General features: G+C 33.8%; 19 protein-coding genes. 11 read left to right on the top strand and 8 right to left on the bottom strand.

Going from position 1 to position 23,552, the window contains the following annotated elements; all coding sequences use genetic code 11:
* Nucleotides 1–145: 145 nt before the first annotated feature.
* Both SCB73_RS00710 and SCB73_RS00705 read right to left on the bottom strand, forming a co-directional pair.
* Nucleotides 146–3,376, bottom strand: a complete 3,231-nt coding sequence (locus SCB73_RS00710) for a PAS domain S-box protein (RefSeq protein WP_320568283.1) — start codon at nt 3,374–3,376, stop codon at nt 146–148.
* Nucleotides 3,377–3,386: 10 nt separating this feature from the next.
* Entirely contained in the window at nt 3,387–3,836 is a 450-nt protein-coding gene (locus tag SCB73_RS00705; protein ID WP_320568282.1) for a response regulator, read from the bottom strand.
* A 302-nt stretch (nt 3,837–4,138) separates the two neighbouring features.
* Between SCB73_RS00705 and SCB73_RS00700 the strand changes: the two genes are divergently transcribed.
* Nucleotides 4,139–4,609, top strand: coding sequence for a YybH family protein (locus SCB73_RS00700; protein WP_320568281.1), 471 nt, complete (start codon nt 4,139–4,141; stop codon nt 4,607–4,609).
* Between the two features lie 57 nt (nt 4,610–4,666).
* Here the strand turns inward: SCB73_RS00700 and SCB73_RS00695 are convergent, their stop codons facing one another.
* The 3 genes from SCB73_RS00695 to SCB73_RS00685 all read right to left on the bottom strand — a co-directional run bounded on the left by SCB73_RS00695 (nt 4,667) and on the right by SCB73_RS00685 (nt 7,187).
* Nucleotides 4,667–5,533 (bottom strand): IS3 family transposase, encoded by an 867-nt coding sequence (locus SCB73_RS00695; protein WP_320568280.1) that lies wholly within the window; start codon nt 5,531–5,533, stop codon nt 4,667–4,669.
* Nucleotides 5,533–5,967 (bottom strand): hypothetical protein, encoded by a 435-nt coding sequence (locus SCB73_RS00690; RefSeq protein WP_204251647.1) that lies wholly within the window; start codon nt 5,965–5,967, stop codon nt 5,533–5,535. The genes SCB73_RS00695 and SCB73_RS00690 overlap by 1 nt, the downstream gene beginning before the upstream one ends.
* A gap of 98 nt (nt 5,968–6,065) precedes the next feature.
* Complete coding sequence (locus tag SCB73_RS00685) at nt 6,066–7,187, bottom strand: hypothetical protein (protein WP_320568279.1); 1,122 nt, start codon at nt 7,185–7,187, stop codon at nt 6,066–6,068.
* 349 nt (nt 7,188–7,536) lie between these two features.
* Between SCB73_RS00685 and SCB73_RS00680 the strand changes: the two genes are divergently transcribed.
* The 5 genes from SCB73_RS00680 (at nt 7,537) to SCB73_RS00660 (ending at nt 12,127) form a co-directional block, all read left to right on the top strand.
* Entirely contained in the window at nt 7,537–8,136 is a 600-nt protein-coding gene (locus tag SCB73_RS00680; protein WP_320568278.1) for a murein L,D-transpeptidase catalytic domain-containing protein, read from the top strand.
* 72 nt (nt 8,137–8,208) lie between these two features.
* Nucleotides 8,209–9,810, top strand: coding sequence for a family 43 glycosylhydrolase (locus tag SCB73_RS00675; protein ID WP_320568277.1), 1,602 nt, complete (start codon nt 8,209–8,211; stop codon nt 9,808–9,810).
* A 222-nt stretch (nt 9,811–10,032) separates the two neighbouring features.
* Nucleotides 10,033–10,629, top strand: a complete 597-nt coding sequence (locus tag SCB73_RS00670; protein WP_320568276.1) for a TetR/AcrR family transcriptional regulator — start codon at nt 10,033–10,035, stop codon at nt 10,627–10,629.
* 6 nt (nt 10,630–10,635) lie between these two features.
* Entirely contained in the window at nt 10,636–10,863 is a 228-nt protein-coding gene (locus SCB73_RS00665; protein ID WP_320568275.1) for a hypothetical protein, read from the top strand.
* Nucleotides 10,864–10,879: 16 nt separating this feature from the next.
* Entirely contained in the window at nt 10,880–12,127 is a 1,248-nt protein-coding gene (locus SCB73_RS00660; RefSeq protein ID WP_320568274.1) for an MFS transporter, read from the top strand.
* Nucleotides 12,128–12,334: 207 nt separating this feature from the next.
* Here the strand turns inward: SCB73_RS00660 and SCB73_RS00655 are convergent, their stop codons facing one another.
* The 3 genes from SCB73_RS00655 to SCB73_RS00645 form a co-directional block, all read right to left on the bottom strand.
* On the bottom strand, nt 12,335–12,721 hold the full coding sequence (locus SCB73_RS00655) for a DUF5367 family protein (RefSeq protein ID WP_320568273.1): 387 nt from the start codon (nt 12,719–12,721) through the stop codon (nt 12,335–12,337).
* A gap of 10 nt (nt 12,722–12,731) precedes the next feature.
* The gene (locus SCB73_RS00650) at nt 12,732–13,559 is read right to left on the bottom strand and encodes a Rossmann-fold NAD(P)-binding domain-containing protein (protein ID WP_320568272.1); all 828 of its coding nucleotides are present in this window, start codon (nt 13,557–13,559) and stop codon (nt 12,732–12,734) included.
* Between the two features lie 72 nt (nt 13,560–13,631).
* Nucleotides 13,632–14,510 carry a helix-turn-helix domain-containing protein gene (locus SCB73_RS00645; RefSeq protein WP_320568271.1) on the bottom strand — a complete coding sequence of 293 codons (879 nt, stop codon included), beginning with the start codon at nt 14,508–14,510 and terminating at the stop codon, nt 13,632–13,634.
* Between the two features lie 549 nt (nt 14,511–15,059).
* On the opposite strand from SCB73_RS00645, the gene SCB73_RS00640 reads away from it, so the two are divergent.
* From SCB73_RS00640 to SCB73_RS00620, 5 genes are all read left to right on the top strand, one after another.
* Nucleotides 15,060–16,034 carry a ribonucleotide-diphosphate reductase subunit beta gene (locus tag SCB73_RS00640; RefSeq protein ID WP_320568270.1) on the top strand — a complete coding sequence of 325 codons (975 nt, stop codon included), beginning with the start codon at nt 15,060–15,062 and terminating at the stop codon, nt 16,032–16,034.
* Between the two features lie 12 nt (nt 16,035–16,046).
* Nucleotides 16,047–17,741 (top strand): ribonucleoside-diphosphate reductase subunit alpha, encoded by a 1,695-nt coding sequence (locus SCB73_RS00635; RefSeq protein WP_320570061.1) that lies wholly within the window; start codon nt 16,047–16,049, stop codon nt 17,739–17,741.
* 408 nt (nt 17,742–18,149) lie between these two features.
* On the top strand, nt 18,150–18,740 hold the full coding sequence (locus tag SCB73_RS00630) for an RNA polymerase sigma-70 factor (protein WP_320568269.1): 591 nt from the start codon (nt 18,150–18,152) through the stop codon (nt 18,738–18,740).
* A 173-nt stretch (nt 18,741–18,913) separates the two neighbouring features.
* The gene (locus tag SCB73_RS00625; protein ID WP_320568268.1) at nt 18,914–20,062 is read left to right on the top strand and encodes a FecR domain-containing protein; all 1,149 of its coding nucleotides are present in this window, start codon (nt 18,914–18,916) and stop codon (nt 20,060–20,062) included.
* Between the two features lie 171 nt (nt 20,063–20,233).
* Nucleotides 20,234–23,551: a SusC/RagA family TonB-linked outer membrane protein gene (locus SCB73_RS00620; protein WP_320568267.1), complete on the top strand. Its 3,318-nt coding sequence runs from the start codon at nt 20,234–20,236 to the stop codon at nt 23,549–23,551.
* Nucleotide 23,552: the final 1 nt, after the last annotated feature.

The raw sequence follows: 23,552 nt of genomic DNA, 5'->3' as shown, positions 1-23,552 counted from the left end.
GAGGGTTAATAATGAATCTTAAGTTGGCTTTAGCCAAAAAAAGCAAGTTTGGCTAAAGCCTTAAAAAAATCCTATAAATTCCTCCAGCTAAAGCTGGAGGCAATTTATTCATTTAGAATTTGTTTAAAGTAGTATAGTTTTGATTTTATGTAGCCGGAATATAGATGTCAAAAATGGCGCCTTTATTTAGTTCGCCCATTGCCGTAATAATTCCGTTATGATTATCTACGATTTTTTTTACGATTGCAAGGCCAATTCCAGTTCCTGTATATTCGAGTTTTCCGTGAAGACGCTGGAAAACCTCAAAGATTTTTGAGCTGTATTGTTGTTCAAAACCAATTCCGTTGTCTTCGATTCTGATATGGCAATAATAATTTTCGGGCACTAATTTTTCATTTTTCAAATCAGAACCTTTGGCAATCTCGCTATTGATTTTTATCACAATTGGTTTTTCTCGATTTGAAAATTTAAGAGAATTGCTGACTAAATTATACAAAAGCTGTCTAAACTGAAACGGAATAATATTAGCTTCACAATTTTCCAAACTCTCGATTTTGGCATTTTTCTGTTCAATTTCTTCTTTTAAATCTTCTATGACTTCAGCTACAATTTTCCCTAAATCTATTTTTTCAAAAACTCTTTCTTGAATATTCGTTCTAGAATACGAAAGCAAATCGTTGATTAAAGTTTGCATTCGTTGCGCGGCATTTTGCATTCTCTTGAATTTATCTTTTCCATAATCAGATAAATTTTCAGATTCTTTTTCCATAATCTGCGTAGCAAAAGTTTGAATTTTTCGCAATGGTTCTTGTAAGTCATGACTTGAAATGTAAGCAAAAGATTGAAGTTCTTGATTCATTTTTTCAAGTTCTACATTTTTATGTTCAAGTTCTAAGGCGTTCATTTTCAGTTTATCATCGGCACTTTTTTTCTCTGTAAGATCGTGCGTCATTTTTGAGAAACCAATAATCTGATTGTTTTTGTTATGAATTGCAGTCAACGTTACATTTGCCCAAAAAAGTGTTTTGTCTTTTCGAACACGCCATCCTTCGTGGCTTGATTTTCCTTTTTCAATGGCTAAATTCAATAATTTCTGAGGAAGATTATTTTTTCGGTCAGATTCGGTGTAAAATTGAGAGAAATTTTTACCAATAATTTCTTCAGCTTTATATCCTTTGATTTTTTGTGCGCCTAAATTCCAATTTTCAACAATACCTTCGTGATTGAGGTATAAAATAGCATAATCCTGAACTTCCTCCACCATCAAATGATATCGTTCTTCACTTTTTTGAAGCGATTCATTCATCAGGCTAAGTTCTTTAGTTCTTGCGGTTACTTGTTGCTCAAGCTCATTTGTAAATGCCTTTTCAGTATGAATATCTGTAAAAGCACCAACCCATTTAATGATTTTATTTTCGTCATTAAAAACAGGTTCTCCAATAACAGTATGCCATCTGTAAATGCCGTCGTATCTTTTGATTCGGACATCGCATTTATAAATTTCTCCCGTGGCAAGACTGTGACTCCAAACTCGCATGTTTTCATCAAAATCATCAGGATGAATCATGCTTTTCCAAATTTGTTCTTCAGGCAGCATTCCGGTATATTCAACCCATTTCCCAGAAACAAATAGCGAGTTTCCTTTTTCATCTGTTTCCCAGATTAACTGTGGAATGCTTTCGGTTAAAGAACGAAAACGCTTTTCGCTTTCCTCCAGTTCCTGTTGATGGTTTTTTTCGTCGGTAATATCTCTTATTGTTCCAAGAAGTTTTTCTGGTTTATTTTCGGCATCAAAAAAAACTTTTCCTTTGGCTTCAAGCCAATGAACCGATTTGTCATGCCAAATCACTCTTAGTTCATAATTGATGATCCCTGAAACAAGTGCTTCGTTATAAGCCTTATTTCTTATATGTAAATCGTCTGGATGAATGAAAGTAAGTAATTGCTCGTGTTTTAGATCAACCGTTTCTTTATGTCCGGAAAGGATTTCTAAATAACGTTGTGAATAGTGAATTTTGTTTTCTTTTAGATTGAGTTCCCAAGTGCCAAGTTCACTAGCTTCAACTATAATTTTAAGCCTTTCTTCATTAAGTTCGATCTTTTTTCGAGTTTCAACTTTTTCGCTTACTTCAGTAACGGTAACAATGATTCCTGAGATTTCGCCATTTTCTTCCCTTAGCGGATTATAAAGAAAATCGAAATAGGATATATCAAGTTTTCCGTAGCGATTCAAAGGAATTGGAACTTCATTTCCATGAAAAGGAATTCCAGTTGTTAGTACGTCAGATAAAAGTTTACTTACACTCTCTTTAACTTCAGGAAGCGAATCAAAAAGCGGTCTGCCTACAAAAGTACTTTCTTCTCGGTCAACAATTTTCAAATAAGCTTCATTGGCCATTTCGACCATATAATCTGGTCCGCGCAAAATAGTAATTCCTATCGGAGCTTGTTTTACGGTATTTCGAAAACGTTTATCGGCTTCTTCTATTTTTTTTGTGGCGAGATGCAAGTCAGTGATTTCTGCTCCGGTATTCATTACGCCATAAATATTTCCATTTGTATCGTAAAGCGGGGTAAAACTGTAATTGAAATAAAAGCTTTCCAGTTTACCATTTATGGTAATGTCAATACGGGCATTTTTATTATGAAAGGCTTCACCAGTTTCAAAAACATGGTTTACTTGCTCAAAAACAGATTGATTGTCAAGTTCAGGAAGAATTTCAGTGTATAATTTTCCAACAACATCATTTCCTTTTCCCCAAACGTCCATAATGGATTGATTGGCTAGCTCGATGCGTTGTTCTTTTCCCACATAAACCCCAATTGGGAAAGGCGCATTTTCTACAATTTGCCTTATTTTTTGCTCGCTTTCTTGAACTTTTGCTTTGCTTAAAAGCTGCTCAGTTTTTTCGGTAGTTTCAACAACGGTCACTAATATGCCTCCAACATTTCCATTTTCAGTTTTAATTGGAGTATAGGAAAAGTTGAAATAACACTCTTCATCAAATCCATTCCGATTCAAAATGAGTTTTAGGTCAGAATAGCTAACAGCATTGCCATTCATAACATCCTCAAACATTGGCCCGATAGTGTCCCAAATTTCGGAAAATGTTTCTTTAGAACCAATTCCTAAAGCGTCAGGATGTTTTGTTGAACCCAAAATAGGGCGAAAGGCGTCATTATACAGTTGTATGTACGAAGTTCCCCAAGCAATGTACATTCCAATAGGATTATTGAGCATCACCGAAACCATTGTTTGCAGACTTTTTGGCCATAAATCAGGATGGCTTAAAGCAGTCTTGCTCCAATCTTTGGATCGTGTTAATTCGCCCATTTCACCGCCATCGGCTAGAAAATAATATTCCTTGTGGTTCATTCCTAAAAAATTACGGCTGAAGAACAAATTGTTCCCTTGCAGGCTGTTTTAGATTATTTTCGACAGTGGTTGATAAAGCATTGCTGATTACAGCCTTTAATTTAGAAAATTCGCCAGGTTTTCGTATATAATGTGTAGCGCCTTTTTGATACATCAAATCAACAATTTCAATATCTAATGAGGTCGAAAAAATAATCACAGGAAGTGTCTCATATTCTTGAATTTCCTTAATTTCTTTCAGGCATTCGTGGCCATTTTTGCGGGGCATATTCAAGTCGAGAAAAAGAATATCTGGTAGGTTGCTGTGCGAATGTGTTCTTAAATAATCCATTAGCTGCACGCCATCATGTACCGTTACAAGAGTTACCGGAAGGTTTAATTCGTCAAGAGCTTCTTTGAAAAAAGAGCAATCGTCGTCGTCGTCGTCTGCAAGTAAAATATTGTAATGGGTTTTATTCATTTTAAAAAAGGGGGTAAATTAAATGTAAAGCGTTTTTTGATTTTCAATAATAAGCTTTTTCTCCTGCTAATATATGGCTATTTTTTTGACAAAGAATCAATATAATCTGAATAACTTGCTATAATTCGGTCAAAAACATTCGTGTAAGGGCCTGTATTGCTTTAATCAATTCAGATTGATTTAAATATAGCAAAATGTTTTTGAAAATCTTCATTATGACCGGATAATATTTTTATCGGAAATAACTTGATATTTTAATTTTTATAAGTACTTTTAAGGTATAGTTTTAAATCCTTAAATATATGAAAAACAATCTTTTAAAAGGAATTTTATTGTTAGGTGTTTTAACTTCTATCTTTGCCTGCAATACAAAAAAGGAAGAACCTGTAGTGGTTGATAAAGAAGCAATAAAAAAGGAAATTCAAAGTAAGGAAGATGACTTTGCTAGAGTTTATAATTCAGGTGAGCTTACAAGTGTCGGCTATTATGCAGATGATGCCATTAGCTACTACCAAAACCATATTCCTTTGGTTGGAAAAGCTAATATTTTAGAGTTTTTGAAAGATAATGTTGGCTCAAACTCCAATCAGATTGCATTTAAAACTGGTGAAATATTTGTTTCAGATGACGGAAATCAAGTTGTAGAAACTGGGGCTTTTGAGGTAACAGATTCTACAAAAGCCATTATAAATACAGGAAACTATATGAGTTTGTTTGTGAAAAGAGATGGGAAATATGTTTGTGTAAGAGATATGAGCGTTTCAGATCAATAAATAAATGATTGACTAGTCCTAAATAATCGATACAGATTATTAGACAAATATATTTAATTAAACACCTGTAAAAACTTTTTTTGCAGGTGTTTTTGTTTTATAAGTTCTCATTTCTACTATGTTTTGTTTGTGCATTTGATTGGGTGTTAGCATATAATTAGAATAATGGGGTCTTTCATTATTATAAACCTCAATTGCATCTTTTATTAAAATCTTCATCACAGCAAGTTGCTGATTAAATTTATCAATATTAAATTCTTGTTTTAAAATTCCATTTATTCTCTCCGCCACTGCATTTTCATAAGGATCAGAGTTTTGTGTCATACTGCATCTTATATTGTTTTTATATAATAGTTTTTGATATTGATCAGAACAATACTGAAGTCCTCTATCTGAATGGTGGATTAATGTTTTTCCTTTGTCTCGGCGCTGTTTTATTGCATTTTTTAAAGCTGTTAAACTGCTTTTAGTATTCATATTATCTGCCACATAAAAACCCATTATTTTTTTAGAGTAAGCATCTGTTATAAGACTTAAATAACATGGATTCTCTCTTTTTCCGACATAAGTTATGTCTGATACCCAGACTTGTTCTGGTCTGCAGATTTTTAAATCCAATATTAGATTCTCATGCTTTCTAAATCTATGATGAGAGTTTGTTGTTATATGATAAGAACGCCTAGGTGTTATTAATAAATGATTAGCTCTAAGTATATCTATAAATTTATCCCTGCCGATTTTGAGTTGATTCAATTGGATTTTTAAAAGATAATACAGTTTTTTTGCCCCTATTCGGGGCATTGTATTTCTAATTTTCAAAACCAGACTAATAACTTCTGAGGCAATAAGCTTTCTGGAACTGGTTCTTTTTATTCTTCGATAATAAACCTGTCTGTCTATCCCGAACAAAGTACAGGCAAACATTATTGTTTGTTGATGTTCTTCTTTAAAATGTTCGATTGTTCGGGTGGTGAGTTTTTTCGAATGTCAATTTGATATTCTTTTTCTGCTATATCAATCATCATATCGAAAATAATAGCTTTTTTATCGGCAACGTAAGCCTGCTGTTCTAAAAATGATTTTTGTTTTTCTAATAATTTCACTTTGGCTTCAAGTTCCATTATTTTTTGTTCAGGAGATTTTGGCATAGCAGAAGGTGTTTGATTGTCCCAATCAAAGTTACCAAATTTTCGAAGCCATTGAACGATTGTAGAACGGGACTGAATGGCATAATCTTTTTTAACCTGGGAAATTGAAATTCTTCCTTGTTCTATTTCCTGAACAATTTGAAGCTTAAAAGACATGCTGTAATCTTTTTGGGTGCGCTTTACATAGCGTAATTCTTGATCTTTTTCCATAATGATACTTTTTGTGTATCGCTATTTCAGGACAAGACAGATGATATAAAAAAAAGATCGGATAATATCCGATCTTTTTTTATGCATTTGTATTTTGATTAACGTCTGCGTCCGCCGCCTCCGCCAAAACCGCCTCCGCCACTAAAACCTCCACCACCAGATCTTGTTCTTCCGCCTCCAGAGCTAAAATTAGAAGAACTTCTATTTGGCGATGAGAAACTACGATCTGAGGTTCCTGCTGAAGGACGATTTGATGATGACCCTCTGTCAAAACTACGATCTGACGTTCCCGCAGAAGGACGATTTGCCGAAGAACCTCTGTTTGAGCCTCTATCTGAAGTTCCTGCAGAAGGACGATTTGCTGAGGAACCTCTATTTGAAAGTCCTGTATTTGTTGCACGATTTGAAACACTATTGCCATAACGGCCTCCCGAATTATTTCGTGCTACAGTATTCGACCTCGATCTATTGCTGTTGTAATGATTAATGCTGTTTCTATTGTTGTTATTGATGATAATGTTGTTATGTCCGCCATAATGACCTCCGTGATAACCATAATGCCCGCCATGATACCAGTGATTGTGACGATAAATTCCAACTGCTAATACCGTAAAAGCAGCAAAATAAGGAGGATAATAACCGTAATAATACGGCGGATAATAAGGAACGTAAGCAGGAGAATATACATATTGAACAATTGGTGCTTGTTCTACAACTACTGTGGTCGCAGGAGTGCTGACAGTGACAGGATTTTCACCTTTATAGGCTGGATTTGCAGTTACTGCTGGTACATCTTTTTTGGGCTCAATTACATAGTTTTTTCCGTACAGATCTTCATCTCCAACCATTTGAAGTGAAACTTTTCCGTTTTTATCTTTATCAACTAAAATAATTGCGACATCCTGAGTTTCACTTTTATTTACATTTACTTGAAGAATGAAAGTGAAGGAATTGCCATTCTTTTTGGTGACTACTTTTATAAAATCTACTTTTTTATCCAGATTAAGATCCAAGTTATTGATCCCAGTTTCTTCAAGATTTAATTTTTTTTCAAATTCTTCAATTGTTTTTGATTTTTGAAAAAGACTCAGAACAGCATAAAGATCTAAATTGTCACCGGGCAATCCTAAAGCTGGTTCGGTATCCTCGGTTTGCGAAAAAATCGGCTGATACATTATACTAATCGCAACTACTAAAATAGAGAATAGAATTTTTTTCATAATGTGTAGATTTTTTATTTGCTATATGCAAGTTATACAATATTAAGCATATAAAAAAGAATTAATCTTAAAATTCTTATTGTAAAAGACTTTAGTTCAGTGTTTTAGTTTTGAAGTTTAAGAGTCTGTTCTCGCAAAAATGCGATAAACTAGAAAACCTCAATAAAGACGCTTATTTTGAAGTTTTTTTTGAAAAATATAAATCTTTTTTTCGTTGATAATTATATCTTATTTTATTGTTTTTAAGTCTTTTATGTCCTAATTTTTAAGGGAGTGGCGTGGTAAATTTGCATCGTAAAAAACAATTTTTTTGAAAAGTTGTTCTGGATAAATTTTTAATACCGCTTTTATGAAAATTTTCAATTTAATCATATTCCTTTCCCTGTCTGTTTTTGGAAATCCAAATGTAATATCAGGCAAAGAAAATTGGACAGAAACAGATGTTGAACGATTCAATAATCAGCTTGCTGAAGTTAAAGAAAAAATCAAAAGCAGTCCTTCTTATAATACTAAAATTGCTTTTTTTATTGATATGAAAATCAAGTCTGGCAAAAACAGATTTTTTGTTTATGATTTAGAAAACGACAAAATTATAGACGAAGGACTTGTTGCGCATGGTTGCGGATCAGAAACTGGAGTTGCGGGAAGCTTGAAATTTAGTAATGAACCCAATTCAAATGCTACATCTTTAGGCCGATATGCAATTGGAAAATCTTATAAAGGAATGTTCGGAAAATCTTACAAATTAAATGGTTTGGACCAAAGCAACAGCAATGCCTTAAAAAGAGCCGTTGTTTTGCATTCGTATTCAGCCGTCCCTGAAGAAGAGCAGGACTATTATATTTCTCGAAGCCACGGTTGCCCTATGGTGAGCGAAGTCTTTTTTAAAAGACTTGAAAAAATTATAGACAATTCAAAATCTGCCATAATCTTAAATATCTATTATTAAACAGGATAGTACATGACGCAAACTTTAGCGTGATTCAATAATTTTATTACGAACTAACTAACCGTAATAATTATGAAAATTCAAAATTGGTATTTCTTAAGCGTTGTTCTTGCAATGTTTTCTTTTGGAATATCACAAAAAATGATAGCCCAGAATCGCACCATCAAAAATGATGTTTTTTGGAATACCAAAGACGGACTTCCGCTTAATAGTCAAGGAGGTGGGATTTTTAAATTTCCAGATCCAAAAACAGGAAAGCAAAAATACTTTTGGTATGGTGTTCATTATGCTGAAGCCGATCTCTATCGTAAAGATCCATCTATTACGCTCGATGTCAATAATTTTGAAGCTGTTACTTGCTATAGTTCAGATGATTTGGTTAATTGGACACTTGAAGCCAATGTCTTGACAAAAGACGAAGTCAATAAATCAGGAAAAACCTGGGTAGGACGTTTAGGCGTCGCTTTTATAAAAGAAATGAATAAATATGCCTTATTTGTACAACATGGAAGCGAAGTTTTAATCACGCTTTCAGATTCGCCTACAGGCCAGTTTGTCTGGCATCAGAAAATAAATATGGAAAAAATGATTGGAACCAGCAATACTGGCGACCAAACCGTTTTTACCGATGAAGATACCGGAAAATCATATTTGATTTATTCTTATGGAAAAGGACGAAATAAAATTTATGTTTCTGAAATTGGAATAAAAGATGGAAAAGTAAATCTTTTAGATTGTACCGAAATTTTTAAAGGCGAAAGCCGAGAAGGAAACTGCATGTTCAAATACAAAAACAAGTATTATATGTATGCTTCAAACATCTACGGTTGGGATTCTTCCTTTGCTTATTATTTAGTTGCCGATGATATTCGTGGTCCATATCGTCCAACGAATGAAATGCTGGTTACAAAAGGAGCTGAAGAAGATTTTGCCCACGTTTCGCAAACAGGATTTTTCTTTTCTGTAAAAGGAACGCAACAGGAAACAATTGTGTATTGTGGCGACCGTTGGGCCAATTTTGCTGGAAATGGTTTAGGGTATAACCAATGGTGTCCAATGTCTTTTGATGGAAGTGAGCCCTATTTTAATTCGCTGAGCGCTTGGAATTTGGATGCCAAAACGGGAAAATGGAAAGTCGACGTCGCTAATAATTATGTGAGAAACGGAAGTTTTGAAGCCGATCGTAGACATATTCCGAGTCCTGTAAAACCCGTTCAAATTCAGATGACCGGCTGGGCAACCGAAGCTATTGAAGGAAATAAAATAAGTTTAGATACTGTTACTTCACCAGTTTTAAATCATTTTAATACGCAATTAGAAAGAAAAACGGTTATTGGAGAAAAGAGCTTGAATATTAGTGATAAAGTTGATTTTAATCGAAAAGTTTTTCAAAAAATTGAATCATCGCCATATGTAAAACTTGAAGACGGACTTTATACTTTGACTGCGAAAGTAAAAAATAGCAAAGGTTTTAATAATCTCGAAATCTATGCAGAAACTGGCGGAAAGAAATTTCAGTTTGCCATCAAAGAAGAAAATGTCGATTGGAAAACAATTGTCATAAAAGATATAAAAGTAAAAGGAGGAAAGGCCGAAGTTGGTTTTCTTGCCAATGGAAAAGCAAAATCTTTTTGTTTTATTGATGATGTTTCTTTGGTGAGAAGTGGGAAGTGAGATGAAAGAGCCAAGAAGCAAGAAGTGAGTATTTTGAGAAGAAAGTAATTTAATTTGTTTAGTGTTTTTTAAAGTCTGTCAGCGTTTTGTTTACAGACTTTTTTTATGAAAAGAAGTTACGTAGTGCATTTCACATTTTACTTCTAACAAATCACAGTAAAAAAAAAAAATAAAAAAGCGTTCATTCATTTATTGTTTTATCTTTGTCAAAAAAATACAGCTATGAGAATTAGAGATATTGATAAGGAAAAATTGGTTATTGAAATGGCGATTGACCAAATCGTGCAGGAAGGATTTCAAGGTTTCAGTATGAATAAATTGGCGAAAGCCTGTTCAATTTCTGTTGGTACGCTCTATATTTATTATGCTGACAAAGATGATTTGATTCAAAAAATAGGAGCCAAGATCGGGCTGAAGTTTTTCAAAAGCACTATTAAAGACTTTTCGCCAGACCTGCCATTTGAAGAAGGTTTGTGGAAACAATGGGAAAACCGCGCCAACTTTGCAATGAAATATCCTAAAGAAGTTGCATTTTTTGAAATCATCAAACACTCGCCACACGGAGAAATCATTTTGGACTCGATTAGTGAGTTTGCCGATTTTCGAGCCATTATGAACCAATTTACAGAAAATGCACTTCAAAACAAAGAACTTCTCCCAATGAGTTTTGAAGCATTTTGGTGTGTGGCATACGGACCTCTTTATACCTTGCTGAACATGCATGCCGAACGCAAAAGTATGGGAGGAAAACCATTTGTGCTTACGAAAGAAATTATGAAAGAAGCCTTTCAAGCAGCTGTTAAAGGCTTAAAACCTTGAAAAATCATGGAAACAGATTTAAACACAATACATATTTTTAAAACTAATATTGGAACTATAGATTCTAGTTCTATTGCCTATCAAATTCTTAGCAATCATCCGCAAATTCAGGATTGGAGTATTGATTGCGAAGACGTTGATTGCGTTCTTCGAGTGGTTTCGGAAACATTGAAACCAGAAGAAATTATAAAATTGATTCGCGATTTCGGCCATGCGTGCCAGGAATTATCTTAAAAATTCAAATTATTAAATGGAAAAAACTACCATTGAAAGCCCAGCTTTCACTTCAAATCAAAAAATTATTATTGCCATATTAGCACTTTTACAATTTACTGTCATACTTGATTTTATGGTTATTTCTCCGCTTGGAGATATTTTAATGAAAACATTAGATATGACAACATCAAACTTTGGTTTTGCTGTATCTGCCTATGCTTTTAGTGCCGGAATTTCCGGGTTATTAGCGGCAGGTTTTGCTGATAAATTTGACCGAAAAAAACTATTGATTTTCTTTTACATCGGATTTATTATCGGAACGGTTTTTTGTGCGCTTTCTACAGGTTACATAATGTTGCTTATGGCGCGTATTGTGACCGGACTTTTTGGTGGCGTAATTGGTTCAATATCGCTAGCCATTGTGACTGATTTATTCCTAATCCAACAGCGCGGACGCGTTATGAGCGTTATACAAATGGCTTTTGCAACAAGCCAGATTTTAGGAATTCCGGTTGGGTTGTATTTTGCCAATAACTGGGGATGGCATTCTGCTTTTATTATGATCGCGGTTTTAGCTGTGCTGATTCTTATTGCCGTTTTTACACAAATACCACCAATAACAAAACACTTGGAATTGCAATCAGATAAAAGTCCGTTTTTGCATCTTTGGCATACTATAAGCAACAAGCAATATCAAGTAGGTTTTGCCGCAATTGCATTTCTTTCTGTTGGAGGATTTATGTTGCAGCCTTTCGGAAGTGCTTTTTTAGTAAATAATATTCATATCAGCCAGCTTGAACTGCCAATGGTATTTTTCTTTACGGGACTTTCAGTTTTGGTCATCATGCCGCTTATTGGTAAATTAAGTGACAAAGTAAGCAAGTTTAAATTATTTGCGATAGGATCTTCAATATCAATGATCATGATATTGATTTATACCAATCTTAATCCAATTCCGCTTTGGGAAATAGTGGTGATCAATATGGTTTTATTTATGGGAATCATGAGCCGTATGATTCCAGCAACGACTCTAAATACTGCAATTCCTGATATGAAAGACAGAGGGGCGTATATGTCTATTACCTCATCATTACAGCAAATTGCCGGCGGGATCGCGGCAGTTTGTGCGGGTTTTATTGTACATCAAGAGACAAAAACTTCACCGCTTGAAAATTACGATATTCTAGGCTATGTAATTGCAGTAGTTACACTATTTACTGTGTTTTTAATATGGCGCGTAGATCAATTGGCAAAAAAGAAAGTTAAAGATTTAATCGCCTAATCAGATATTTGTTTTAACACATAGAAACATAGATTTTGTTGCTACAAAAAGGCGTTTCACTTATTTTAAATGCACATAGTTGCTATGTGGAAGAAATATATTTCTCTTTTACATTCTTTAATTAGATTATAAATCTATGTTTCTATGTCTTTAAAGCACATTTTAGAAAAACAAAAGCTTGTTCATCTGAACAAGCTTTTTGTTTTTTTATAACTTCAAATAATTGTTTTTCTTCCAATAAAAATAAACTGAAAGCACATTAATAGTTGCTAAAAGCCATAAAACCGGACTAGTAAAAAAACTGTAATAACTTCTTCTATTTGGTATTTCTACAAAAGGAACGGTTATCAAAACATCCAAGATTAAAGCGGTTGCCGACATTGCGATTCCAAGTAACAAACCATTTGTCTGAGAATTTTTTCTGAAATAGATTTTAGCTCCAAAAATCCCAAAAAATACAATTCCACACATAACAATTAACGATTGAAGCCAGAAGAATTTCTTTATAAACGGAATTTGATCCAAAATATAAAACGAAATACTGACCAAAATCCAAACTAAGAAACCCGATAAAGTTGCTCTAAAATAATTCATCTTTGAAGTTTTAAGAATTCCAAATTCCAGTTTGGGCAGTTTCTTTCGCGTAAGCGGTAAAATCCTTTGCTTTTCGGCCTAAAACTTTTTCAATATCCGAAGTTATATTCGAATTTCTTCCGTCCAAAACTTGCTCAAAAAGATAATTGGCAAGCCAAATATGATCTTCAGGAACTTGAAATTCTCGAAGCATTTGTGAATATTCATCTAATGATAAACTCTGAAAAGTGATATTTCGGCCACTCGCTTCGGCAATTGTATTTACGGCTTCTTTAAAAGTCAATAATCTTGGGCCAGTTAATTCATACGTTTTTCCGTTGTGTTTTTCATCTAAAAGAGATTCTAAAACAACATCAGCAATATCATCTGCATCTGTGAAAGGTTCAAGCGCTTCGGCTCTTGGTAAAGCAACAATTCCGGCTAAAATGGGTTCTAAAAATATGCTTTCGCTAAAGTTTTGATTGATCCAGCTTGCGCGAACGATTGTCCAGTTTTTAGCATTTTCTTTTACGATTTCTTCGCAAAGCTGCGCTTCTTTTTCACCTCTTCCAGATAATAAAACCATTTTTTGCACGCCCAATTTTGTTGCCAAAAGCGTAAATTTCTGTATTGTATCAACTGCAGAAGGAATGGCTAAATCAGGCTGAAAGGTAATGTAAACGGTTTGAATGTCTTGCAGCACATTTTTCCAAGTTTGTTGATTATCCCAATCAAAAGGAATTTTCTCAGATCGAGAACCCAAACGAATTTCGACATCGGGATTGTTTTTCAATCTTTCGATTACTCTGCGCCCTGTTTTCCCATTGGAACCCAAGACTAAAATTTTCTTTTTGCTCATATCAATATTTCTTTAAATGAATACTGATACAAAGTTGATTAGATTAAAAATGAATCATTTGTCGCAAAAGAATTATGATTTGTTTGAAAGGAATTGAAGCCGAACTTCAGTCGGTCGCATTCCAAATTTTTTATGAAAAGCGTTTGAAAACGAACTCAAACTTTCGTAACCCACTTCCCAAGCAGCTTCTTGAACGGTTTTTTCGCTTTCGCGTAGCAATTCATACGCTTTATGAAGTCGTTCTTCCTGAACATATTTGAAAACAGGAATTCCAAAAAGCTCTTTAAAATTCTTTTTCAATTTATTGCTGTTCAAACCCACCATTTGCGATAATTGCGTAATTGATGGTGGTTTCGAATAATGTGTGGTTACAATTTCTTTCGCTTTATACAATTTGTTTTTGTCAATTTCCGAAAAATCAATTTTAGCATCGGTACTCAAAAGTGCAAAAAAATGAGCCAAAAGTTCGTTGACCTGACTTTTTAAAAATAATAATCGCGTGTTGCCCGTATAAGTCGTATTGAAGATTTTTTGAACCGCCAATTGCATGTCTAAAGTCATATAATAAGATGGTCCTTTTACAAAATGTTCTTTCGGATTCAATAATTCTGGAAGCTGTTTTTCAAAAATCTCTTTTTCGGCCTGCGGAAGCGAATTCAAATGCTTCAGTTTTGTAAAAATGCTGATGGATTGCAAAGGTTTATCGGGCTCAATTTTATGTGAGAATTCGACTTTCTGATTTCCGAAAAAACAAATCGCTAAACCGGTCGTATTCGTCAAATATTTTGTCTGATTATTGTGCTTGATTTCGAGTTCGACATTGCCTGATCCGTAAAATGCAAATCCAACTGCGTCGCCGTCAATTTCGCATCTTTGAATTATAGTTTTTGTTGTGTTTGATTGTTCGATCAAAACAATAAAGTCATTCAATTCTATAATATCGGTTGTCATTTTATGTTGATTTATTTTGAGAATTGTTTAAGAGAAAAAACTCATTTTTATTTCTTTACTCAGATTTAGAAATTAGACTTTAAACAATTCTTAATTTTTGTAAATTGTTTAAAATTAAACAATTAGTTTTATTTTTTTAATCTGTTTTTTTTAAAGTTTGAACTTTTTAGATCTTAAAATGAGACTTCAAAAGCTGTTTTTTGTAACAGGCTCAGAGACGAAATTTTGCTCATTTTCGAGTTTGCTGTTGATAACTGTTTTTTTAAATAGAAGAATAAAAGAGATTTTTTCTGTTGACAACTTAATTTAGATTCTTTTCAAATAACTGGTTTATTGCGTATTATAGATTTAAAATGAGCTGTTGATAAATACTTTTTTAACAAATAAAAAACTGCATTTTTCCTTGTTGATAATTGCTTCGATTTTTAACATGAAAGAGAAAGTAAAACAAAAATGCCTGGCTTAAATTTGTAAGTAACGGAATGCAAAAATACCTCCCAAATCGGCATTTCGTTAATATGAATTATCCACCATTTAATATTTTACATTATGTCAATTTTTGATAAAAGAATCAATTATAAGCCTTTTGAATACCCGGAGGTATTGCAATTTACTGAAGCTATAAACAAAGCGTACTGGGTTCATACAGAGGTCGATTTTACTGCTGATACGCAGGATTTTCATTCGCATTTGTCAGTGGCAGAAAAAACAGCAATCAAAAACAGTTTACTAGCCATTGCGCAAATTGAAGTTGCAGTGAAAAGTTTTTGGGGAAATATTTATGAGCATTTTCCAAAACCGGAATTCAATGGACTCGGAACTACTTTTGCCGAATGCGAATTCAGACATTCTGAAGCGTATTCGCGTTTACTTGAAGTTTTAGGCTATAATGATGAATTCGAAAAATTGCTTGATGTTCCAGTAATCCGCAAACGTGTTGATTATCTTTCAAATGTTTTAAAAGATACACGCTCGCAAGACAATAAAAAGTATATGGTTTCGCTGATTTTGTTCAGTATTTTGATCGAAAATGTTTCGCTTTTCAGTCAGTTTGCCATTTTGCTTTCGTTTACAAGATTCAAAGGCTACATGAAAAATGTGAGCAATATTATTGCTTGGACTTCAATTGATGAACAAATTCATGCGAATGGAGGCATTTATATTATTAATAAAATCCGTGAGGAATTCCCAGATTATTTTGACGATGCAACTTTATTGACGATTAGGGATACCGTTAAATATTCGATTGATGTGGAATCCGATATTTTAGATTGGATTTTTGAAGATGGAGAAATCGAATCAATCAAAAAACCAGATTTGGTTAATTTCATGAAATTTAGACTAGATGAAAGTTTAAAACAAATTGGAATTCCTACTGTTTTTGATGTTTCTGCAGAAGATTATAAAGCAATGTTGTGGTTTGAAGAAGAAGTTTTTGCCAACAGTCTGGATGATTTTTTTGCAAAAAGACCAGTAGAATATACGAAACATGATAAGAGTATAACGGCAAATGATTTGTTCTAAAAGCATAAAATGATGAATATTATAGATATAAATGAAGAAAGCAGACCGATGAGCGACGCTGGAAATAAAATGTGGTGGAAAAACTCCGAAAGTGAACAAATATTGAATCGCGGTTATCTTTTAAAAGGTGAAACGATCGAAGGTGCAATTGACAGAATTTGTGCAGCGGCTGCTAGAAGACTTTATAAACCTGAACTGAAAGAGTCTTTTGTTGAAATGATCGAACGCGGCTGGATGAGCATCAGCTCGCCAGTTTGGGCAAATATGGGTACAGAACGAGGTTTGCCAATTTCGTGTTTCAATGTTCATATTCCGGATAAAATTGAAGGAATCACGCACAAGCTTGGCGAGGTTATTATGCAAACAAAGATTGGCGGTGGAACTTCAGGTTATTTTGGTGAAATGCGTGGCCGAGGAAGCGCCGTAACTGATAACGGAAAAAGTAGTGGTGCCGTAAGTTTTATGAAACTTTTTGATACTGCAATGGATACAATTTCGCAAGGTGGCGTTCGCCGTGGCGCATTTGCAGCATATTTAGATGTTGATCATCCTGATATTGAGGAATTTTTAAAGATAAAAAGCATTGGAAATCCAATTCAGAATTTATTCACAGGAATTTGCGTTCCTGATTATTGGATGCAAGAAATGATTGACGGCGATATTGAAAAACGCCAAATTTGGGCGAAAGTCCTAGAAAGCCGTCAGCAAAAAGGATTGCCTTATATTTTTTTCAGTGACAACGTAAATAAAAACAAACCGCAAGTTTATAAAGATAAAAATCTGCGTATCAACGCGAGTAATTTGTGCAGTGAAATTATGCTTCCATCTGATTTTGATGAATCATTTATTTGCTGTCTTTCGTCAATGAATTTGGAGCTTTACGAGGAATGGAAAGATACTGAAGCCGTAAAATTGGCGATATTTTTCTTGGATGCCGTTTTACAGGAATTTATAGAGAAAACCGAAGGCAATTATTATCTTTCTGCGGCGAATAAATTTGCAAAAAGACATCGTGCTTTAGGTTTAGGAGTTCTAGGATGGCATTCGTATTTACAGAAAAATATGATTCCGTTTGAAGGCTTGGAAGCTAAAATGAAAACAACAGAAATTTTCAAACACATTAGCGACAAAGCCGATAAAGCCACTCAAGACTTAGCCCGAATTTATGGTGAACCAGAATTGCTAAAAGGATACGGAAGACGAAATACAACTACAATGGCTATTGCTCCAACAACGTCATCATCAGCAATTTTAGGGCAAACTTCTCCGGGAATTGAACCTTTTAGTAGTAATTATTACAAAGCAGGTTTGAGCAAAGGAAATTTTATGCGCAAGAATAAATATTTAAAAAAACTGCTGGAAAACAAAGGCCTTGACAACGAAGAGGTATGGAGAGGAATTATGCTAAATGGAGGAAGCGTGCAGCACATGGAAGAACTTTCGCAAACCGAAAAAGACGTTTTTAAAACGTTCAAAGAAATCAGTCAGCTCGAAATTGTACAACAAGCTGCGATTCGTCAAAAATTTGTAGATCAAGGACAAAGTTTAAATCTTAATATTCCTGCAGAATTGCCTATTAAAGAAGTAAATAGATTAATGATCGAATCTTGGCAACTCGGAATCAAAAGCTTGTATTACCAAAGAAGCCAGAGTGTTTCAAAAGAATTGGTTACAAGTTTGGTTACCTGCAGCAGTTGTGAATCATAAAAATTTAAAATCGGAAGTTTCTTCCGATTTTTTTTTGCCTTAGAGTATTTTCAAACTAAGTGTTAAAAAATATAGTAAAGTTTTTTTACTAATTTCTAAAAGTTGCTTTCGCTCAAATTTGCGATCTAAGAAATTGGCTACGGTATTTTAGCTATTCTTGACAAAAAAATGATTTTATCTTAACAAAGGGCTGTTTGAAAAATCTGTTTTTAAAATCTAAAAAATTATATAAAGTCAAATTTTTTAGATTTTTAAGTTTGTGAAATTATCAAATTTATAGCGATTAGAGACTTTCATGGAATTATTTGAATAATGTTAAGCGCGCGTTGTGTGGTTGAGCAAATTAGGATTATTAGATAATATTATTAAGTTTGTTGCGAATTATTCAATTTTCCAAAAGCCAAAAAGTTGCAATCGTTATCCTCAAATCAAGATAAGATTTTAATTGATCGTCTTCGCTCCGGAGATGAATCGGCGTTGACGGAATTGTACAATACCTTTTGGCAGGCACTTTTTATTTCGGCTTATAATATCATAAAAGATAAAGAATTGTGCGAAGATATTATTCAGGATATCTTCATGAACATTTGGCACAATCGCGAAAAATTAGAAATCCACATTTCTTTAAAAGGCTATATGTATGCTTGTGCACGTTACCAAGTTTTTAATCATTTAAAAAAGAATAAAGACAAAATCAAGGTCGAGCTTTTTGATGATTTAGAAAAACGTTTTCAATATACAACGCCCGAAACACAGTTGATGCATGAAGAATTAGTGCAACAACTTAATTTGATTATTGAGGCACTTCCCGAAAAATGTCAGGCTGTTTATAAACTGAGTCGCGAAGAACAGCTTAGTCATAAAGAAATTGCTGAGCGTTTGAATATTTCAATCAAAACAGTCGAAAATCACATTACAAAAGCACTTCAAACGATTCGTTTGTCGATGGGAAGCTCATTGGGCGCGGCGATGATTTTATGGCTTTCTGAAAATCTTTAAAAGAAAACAAAAAATGTTTGCCGATTATAAGCCTAAAGCGTTGAATTTTCTGGTTTCTGGCGAGGTTTTTCTTAAAAGGATAAAAAAAATCAAAAAAAAATAGAATTTGGACTAGGGGGTAAATGTCTTTTTAGATACTTACCTAATATACTCCTGCATTAATAATAAAAAAAATGAAAAAAGAAGAATTCTTAACGTTATTAAACAGATATCTTTCTGGCGATACGAATCGGGAGGAGAATAAGCAGTTGTTGCATTTTTACGAAAGTTTTCAAACTTCAGAAGAATGGGATGATGCGTTAGGATCAAAAGAAGAAATTCAGAATAAAATGCTGAATCGGATTCAGAGGACAATAAAGTCTGAAGAAACAAAAATTATTCCGCTAAGGCCATTTTATTCTAGAACAAGTTTTAAAGTTGCGGTTGCGGCTTCAGTGGCGATGCTGATTTCAATTTCGCTTTTATTCCATACAGGAAAAAATACAAGACAAAATATTCCAGTTGTTGCTCATAAAAATATTTTGATTGGAAGCGATAAAGCAACATTGACATTAGAAGACGGTTCTGTTATCGAATTGAAAAGGGGAGAATCCTATAGTCAAGGAAATGTTTCTAGTAATGGCGAGAAATTAATCTACAATTCAAAAGATGGCAAAACTGCCGCGATCGCAAATAATTTTTTAACGATTCCAAGAGGAGGACAGTTTTTTGTTCAATTGGCCGATAGTACAAAAGTTTGGCTGAACTCAGAATCACAATTAAAATATCCTGTTGCTTTTGTGGATGGCGAAATCAGACAAGTGGAATTGGTTTACGGAGAAGCTTATTTTGAAGTTTCGCCAAGTACAAAACATAAAGGCTCAAAATTTAAAGTCAAAACTCAAGGACAGAATGTTGAAGTTATTGGAACCGAATTTAATATTAAGGCCTACAAAGACGAAACGACAATTTATACCACATTGGTAAAAGGGAAAGTTGCTGTGAGCAATTCCAGTAATAAAGAAATTTTGGCTCCAGACCAACAATCTAGAATTAGTGGTTCTAACGGAAGTATTTCAATTTCTGAAGTTGATGTGTACAACGAAATTTCTTGGAGAAAAGGATTGTTTGTTTTTAAAGGAATGCCACTTAAAGATATCGCAAAAGTATTGTCTAGATGGTATGATGTTGATATTGAGTTTGCAGATCCTGCTCTAGGAAACGTAAGATTTAATGGTGTTTTGAATAAAAATCAAAAATTAGAAGACATATTAACCACGATCAAGAATATTAATTTCATTAATGCCTATGAGAAAAAAGACAATAAGATTATAATAAAATAAAAAGAAAAGGGATTAAAGTTCAGACCTCTCACCGTACCGCACTTCATCCCTTTCTGTGTATTAATCAATTAATCAGTTTTAAAACCAACCAACCAATTAACATGTAAATTTATGAAATTTAAATTAACCAGTGCTATTTTCTATATTAGAAAACGGCTAATTATTAACATTATGAGAACTTTTATATTCTTGTTTTGTACTGCAATTTTTGGTTTTTCTCCCGCAAATTTATTTTCACAAAACACAAAAATTGTAATTGCAACCGATAAAACGGTAACTGTTGATGAAGTTTTTGACATTATCAAACAACAAACAGACTACACTTTTATTTATCAGGAAGATTTATTCAAGAAATTGCCAAAAGTACATTTGAAAAAGGGTAAAATCAAGGTAAATGATTTACTGGAAGCCAGTTTTCCAAGCAAAAATTTCAATTTCAGCTTTACGAATGGAAATATAATTTTAGTAAAAGAAATACCAGCTGAGAAAGTTGTAGTACTGCAATCCAAATCTATTGAAATCAAAGGTATCGTTACCAATGATAAAAATGAACCGCTTCCGGGCGTAAACATAATTGTAAAAGGTACAAAAACAGCCGTTCAAACTGATTTTGACGGAAGGTATACTATTACAGCTCCAGAAGATGGACAGATTTTATTTACTTATGTTGGCCATCGAGCACAAATTGTTGAGGTTAATAAGAGAAAAGTAATCAACGTTAAACTTCAGGAAGAACGAAAAGAACTTGAAGGGGTTGTGGTAAATACTGGAGTTACAGTTCGTAAAAAAGAATTGATAACTGGTGCGGTAACGACTTTTAGAGGAGAAGAATTAAGACAAATTTCGACTCAAAATGCAGTTCAGGCTTTAAAAACACTAGATCCATCTTTTATTGTTGTCAATAACAATATTGCAGGTTCGAACCCGAATATTCTGCCAACAATCGAGGTGAGAGGGCAGACAAGTTTAACAGCCAATCAAGTTGACAGCCAATTTAGGGACGATCCAAATCAACCGTTGTTTATTTTGGACGGATTTCCAACAACTTTGCAGCAAGTTGTCGATTTAGATATCAACAGAATTGCGAGCATCACTTTATTAAAAGACGCCGCTTCAACGGCATTGTACGGTTCTCGTTCTGCGAACGGTGTTGTAGTTATCGAAACTAATAAACCTCTGCCTGGACAATTGCAGTTCAATTATGTTTATAATTCTTCTTATGAAGTAGCAGATTTAAGTGTTTATCATTTAATGAATGCTGAACAAAAACTTGAGTTTGAGAGACTTTCTGGAGTATATACTACTTCTAATCCTGCTTCTGAATTTGACTTTAAAGTACAAAAAGAATATCAAAGACGTTTAGCAGGTGTGCGTAGCGGAATTGATACATATTGGTTAAATGAGCCAATCCAAATGGGGATTACATCTGGACACAGTTTGAATTTTGGTGGAGGAAGTGATGAATTCAGATTTAATATCGCAGGCAATTATAAAAAGCTTACAGGAACTATGAAAGGAACTGAGCATAATACCTGGGGATATAATACAACATTAACTTACCGCAAAAATAAATTGAGTATTAATAATCAATTTTTTGTTTCTGGAGGAGATAATCAAGAATCTCCTTATGGTTCTTTTGAAACTTGGGCAAAAGTAAGTCCGTATTATCCAAAATATAATAAAGACGGAGTTATAACACGCTATTTGGACGGTTCTTCATTTCCATTGGAGCAAAAAAATATTGTGGTAAATCAAGCAGCAAATCCGCTTTACAATGTTTTCTTGGGAAGTTATGATAAATCAAATGCCTTCAATTTTACCAATAACTTTGCTATTAATTATGACATAAATCCGCATCTTAAAACGACGGGAGCTTTATCGGTATCTAGAAACAGTACAATTTCAACTGTTTTTGTATCACCAGACGATACTAGATATATTAGCAATATTGCGACGGAAAAAGGATCATATTTCAAAAATGAGGCAATTACTGATAAATGGAATGCTAATTTGGGAGCTACTTATTCTAATGTTTTTGGAAATGTGCATTCTTTCAATTACACTATTAGAGCTTCTGCATCAGAAACCACAAATAATGCTTTTAGTACCACTTTGAGAGGATTTCCATTGGGTGTTGAAGGAAACCCAGCATTTGCTTTTGGATATGAGGCAAACGGAAAACCTCAAGTATATACTCAATTAATTCGAAACGTTGATTTAACCAATCAAATCAACTATGCTTACGACAGGAAATATTTGTTTGATTTTACACAGACAATGTCGGGAGCAACCAATTTTGGAACCAACAAAAAATATTCTCCATATTGGGGCGTAGGTTTGGGATGGAATATCAACAATGAGTTCAAAATGAATGAAAACATTGTCAATATTTTAAAACTTCGTGGAAACATAGGGCAGACAGGAAACCAAAATTTATTAGGCTTTGCTTCTTATGATGTTTATACTTATAATATTAATACTAATGTTTTTGGCCCAGGATTAGCCGTTTCTCAATTGGCAAATCCAAATTTAGAACCACAAAGAACCAAAGATTTATCTGTTGGATTAGATTTGGGGATGTTCAGAAACAGACTGACAGCAACATTAGGTGCTTACAAACGTAAAACTTCTCCACAAATTGTTGCTATAAACTTAGCGGCTTCAACAGGAGTAAATTCATATCCGTTAAATGTTGGTTATTTAGATACAGAAGGTATCGAGTGGAAAGTGAACTACAACTTTATTTATAATCTTCAAAAGAATTTTATCTGGGGCGTTGGTATAATGGGAGCTTCAGGCGGTAATAAATTAGGTGGTTTCAATAATGCGCTTTCTTCTTTAAATGACGCTGCTCAAAAAACATCAAGTCTTACTCGTTATTATGATGGAGCGAGCAGCAACGATCTTTGGGCTGTTCCTTCATTAGGAATCGATCCTGCAACAGGTAGAGAAGTTTTCTTGAAGAAAAATGGACAATCGACTTTTACATTAGACAAAAAAGATGAGGTTGTAATGGGGAATTCGAGAGAGACTGCTACAGGAGTTGTTTCTACAAACGTGACGTATAAGGGCTTTAGCTTCGGATTATTTGTACGATACAGTTTTGGCGCAGAGCGATTCAATACAGCATTATACAACAAAGTAGAGAATATTTCTAAGCAAAGTATTTTTGAAAATCAAGATGTTAGAGCTTTTACAGATCGTTGGACAACACCAGGACAAGAAGCACAATTCAAAGCTATTGGTTTAACAAATGAAACCCCAATATCCTCTCGTTTTATTCAAAAAGACGATTATATCGCAGGAGAGTCGATTCGTTTAGGATATCGAGTAACCGATAGAGCTTGGCTAAAAAGAGCAGGACTAACAGGATTAGGACTTAATGTATTCGCAAATGAATTTTTCTTATTGTCTTCTATCAAAGCAGAACGAGGTATCGATTATCCTTTTTCAAGAATTTATTCACTTAGTTTAAACTTATCATTTTAAT

It is taken from the genome of Flavobacterium sp. KACC 22761 (assembly GCF_034058155.1).
GTDB lineage: Bacteria > Bacteroidota > Bacteroidia > Flavobacteriales > Flavobacteriaceae > Flavobacterium.
This window is presented reverse-complemented; position numbering and strand designations above follow the sequence as displayed.

What these genes read in the sequence shown, in the direction of transcription:
- SCB73_RS00710 (WP_320568283.1), bottom strand. Translation starts at nt 3,376, where the DNA reads ATGAACCACAAGGAATATTATTTTCTAGCCGATGGCGGTGAAATGGGC.
- SCB73_RS00705 (WP_320568282.1), bottom strand. Translation starts at nt 3,836, where the DNA reads ATGAATAAAACCCATTACAATATTTTACTTGCAGACGACGACGACGAC.
- SCB73_RS00700 (WP_320568281.1), top strand. Translation starts at nt 4,139, where the DNA reads ATGAAAAACAATCTTTTAAAAGGAATTTTATTGTTAGGTGTTTTAACT.
- SCB73_RS00695 (WP_320568280.1), bottom strand. Translation starts at nt 5,533, where the DNA reads ATGTTTGCCTGTACTTTGTTCGGGATAGACAGACAGGTTTATTATCGA.
- SCB73_RS00690 (WP_204251647.1), bottom strand. Translation starts at nt 5,967, where the DNA reads ATGGAAAAAGATCAAGAATTACGCTATGTAAAGCGCACCCAAAAAGAT.
- SCB73_RS00685 (WP_320568279.1), bottom strand. Translation starts at nt 7,187, where the DNA reads ATGAAAAAAATTCTATTCTCTATTTTAGTAGTTGCGATTAGTATAATG.
- SCB73_RS00680 (WP_320568278.1), top strand. Translation starts at nt 7,537, where the DNA reads ATGAAAATTTTCAATTTAATCATATTCCTTTCCCTGTCTGTTTTTGGA.
- SCB73_RS00675 (WP_320568277.1), top strand. Translation starts at nt 8,209, where the DNA reads ATGAAAATTCAAAATTGGTATTTCTTAAGCGTTGTTCTTGCAATGTTT.
- SCB73_RS00670 (WP_320568276.1), top strand. Translation starts at nt 10,033, where the DNA reads ATGAGAATTAGAGATATTGATAAGGAAAAATTGGTTATTGAAATGGCG.
- SCB73_RS00665 (WP_320568275.1), top strand. Translation starts at nt 10,636, where the DNA reads ATGGAAACAGATTTAAACACAATACATATTTTTAAAACTAATATTGGA.
- SCB73_RS00660 (WP_320568274.1), top strand. Translation starts at nt 10,880, where the DNA reads ATGGAAAAAACTACCATTGAAAGCCCAGCTTTCACTTCAAATCAAAAA.
- SCB73_RS00655 (WP_320568273.1), bottom strand. Translation starts at nt 12,721, where the DNA reads ATGAATTATTTTAGAGCAACTTTATCGGGTTTCTTAGTTTGGATTTTG.
- SCB73_RS00650 (WP_320568272.1), bottom strand. Translation starts at nt 13,559, where the DNA reads ATGAGCAAAAAGAAAATTTTAGTCTTGGGTTCCAATGGGAAAACAGGG.
- SCB73_RS00645 (WP_320568271.1), bottom strand. Translation starts at nt 14,510, where the DNA reads ATGACAACCGATATTATAGAATTGAATGACTTTATTGTTTTGATCGAA.
- SCB73_RS00640 (WP_320568270.1), top strand. Translation starts at nt 15,060, where the DNA reads ATGTCAATTTTTGATAAAAGAATCAATTATAAGCCTTTTGAATACCCG.
- SCB73_RS00635 (WP_320570061.1), top strand. Translation starts at nt 16,047, where the DNA reads ATGAATATTATAGATATAAATGAAGAAAGCAGACCGATGAGCGACGCT.
- SCB73_RS00625 (WP_320568268.1), top strand. Translation starts at nt 18,914, where the DNA reads ATGAAAAAAGAAGAATTCTTAACGTTATTAAACAGATATCTTTCTGGC.
- SCB73_RS00620 (WP_320568267.1), top strand. Translation starts at nt 20,234, where the DNA reads ATGAGAACTTTTATATTCTTGTTTTGTACTGCAATTTTTGGTTTTTCT.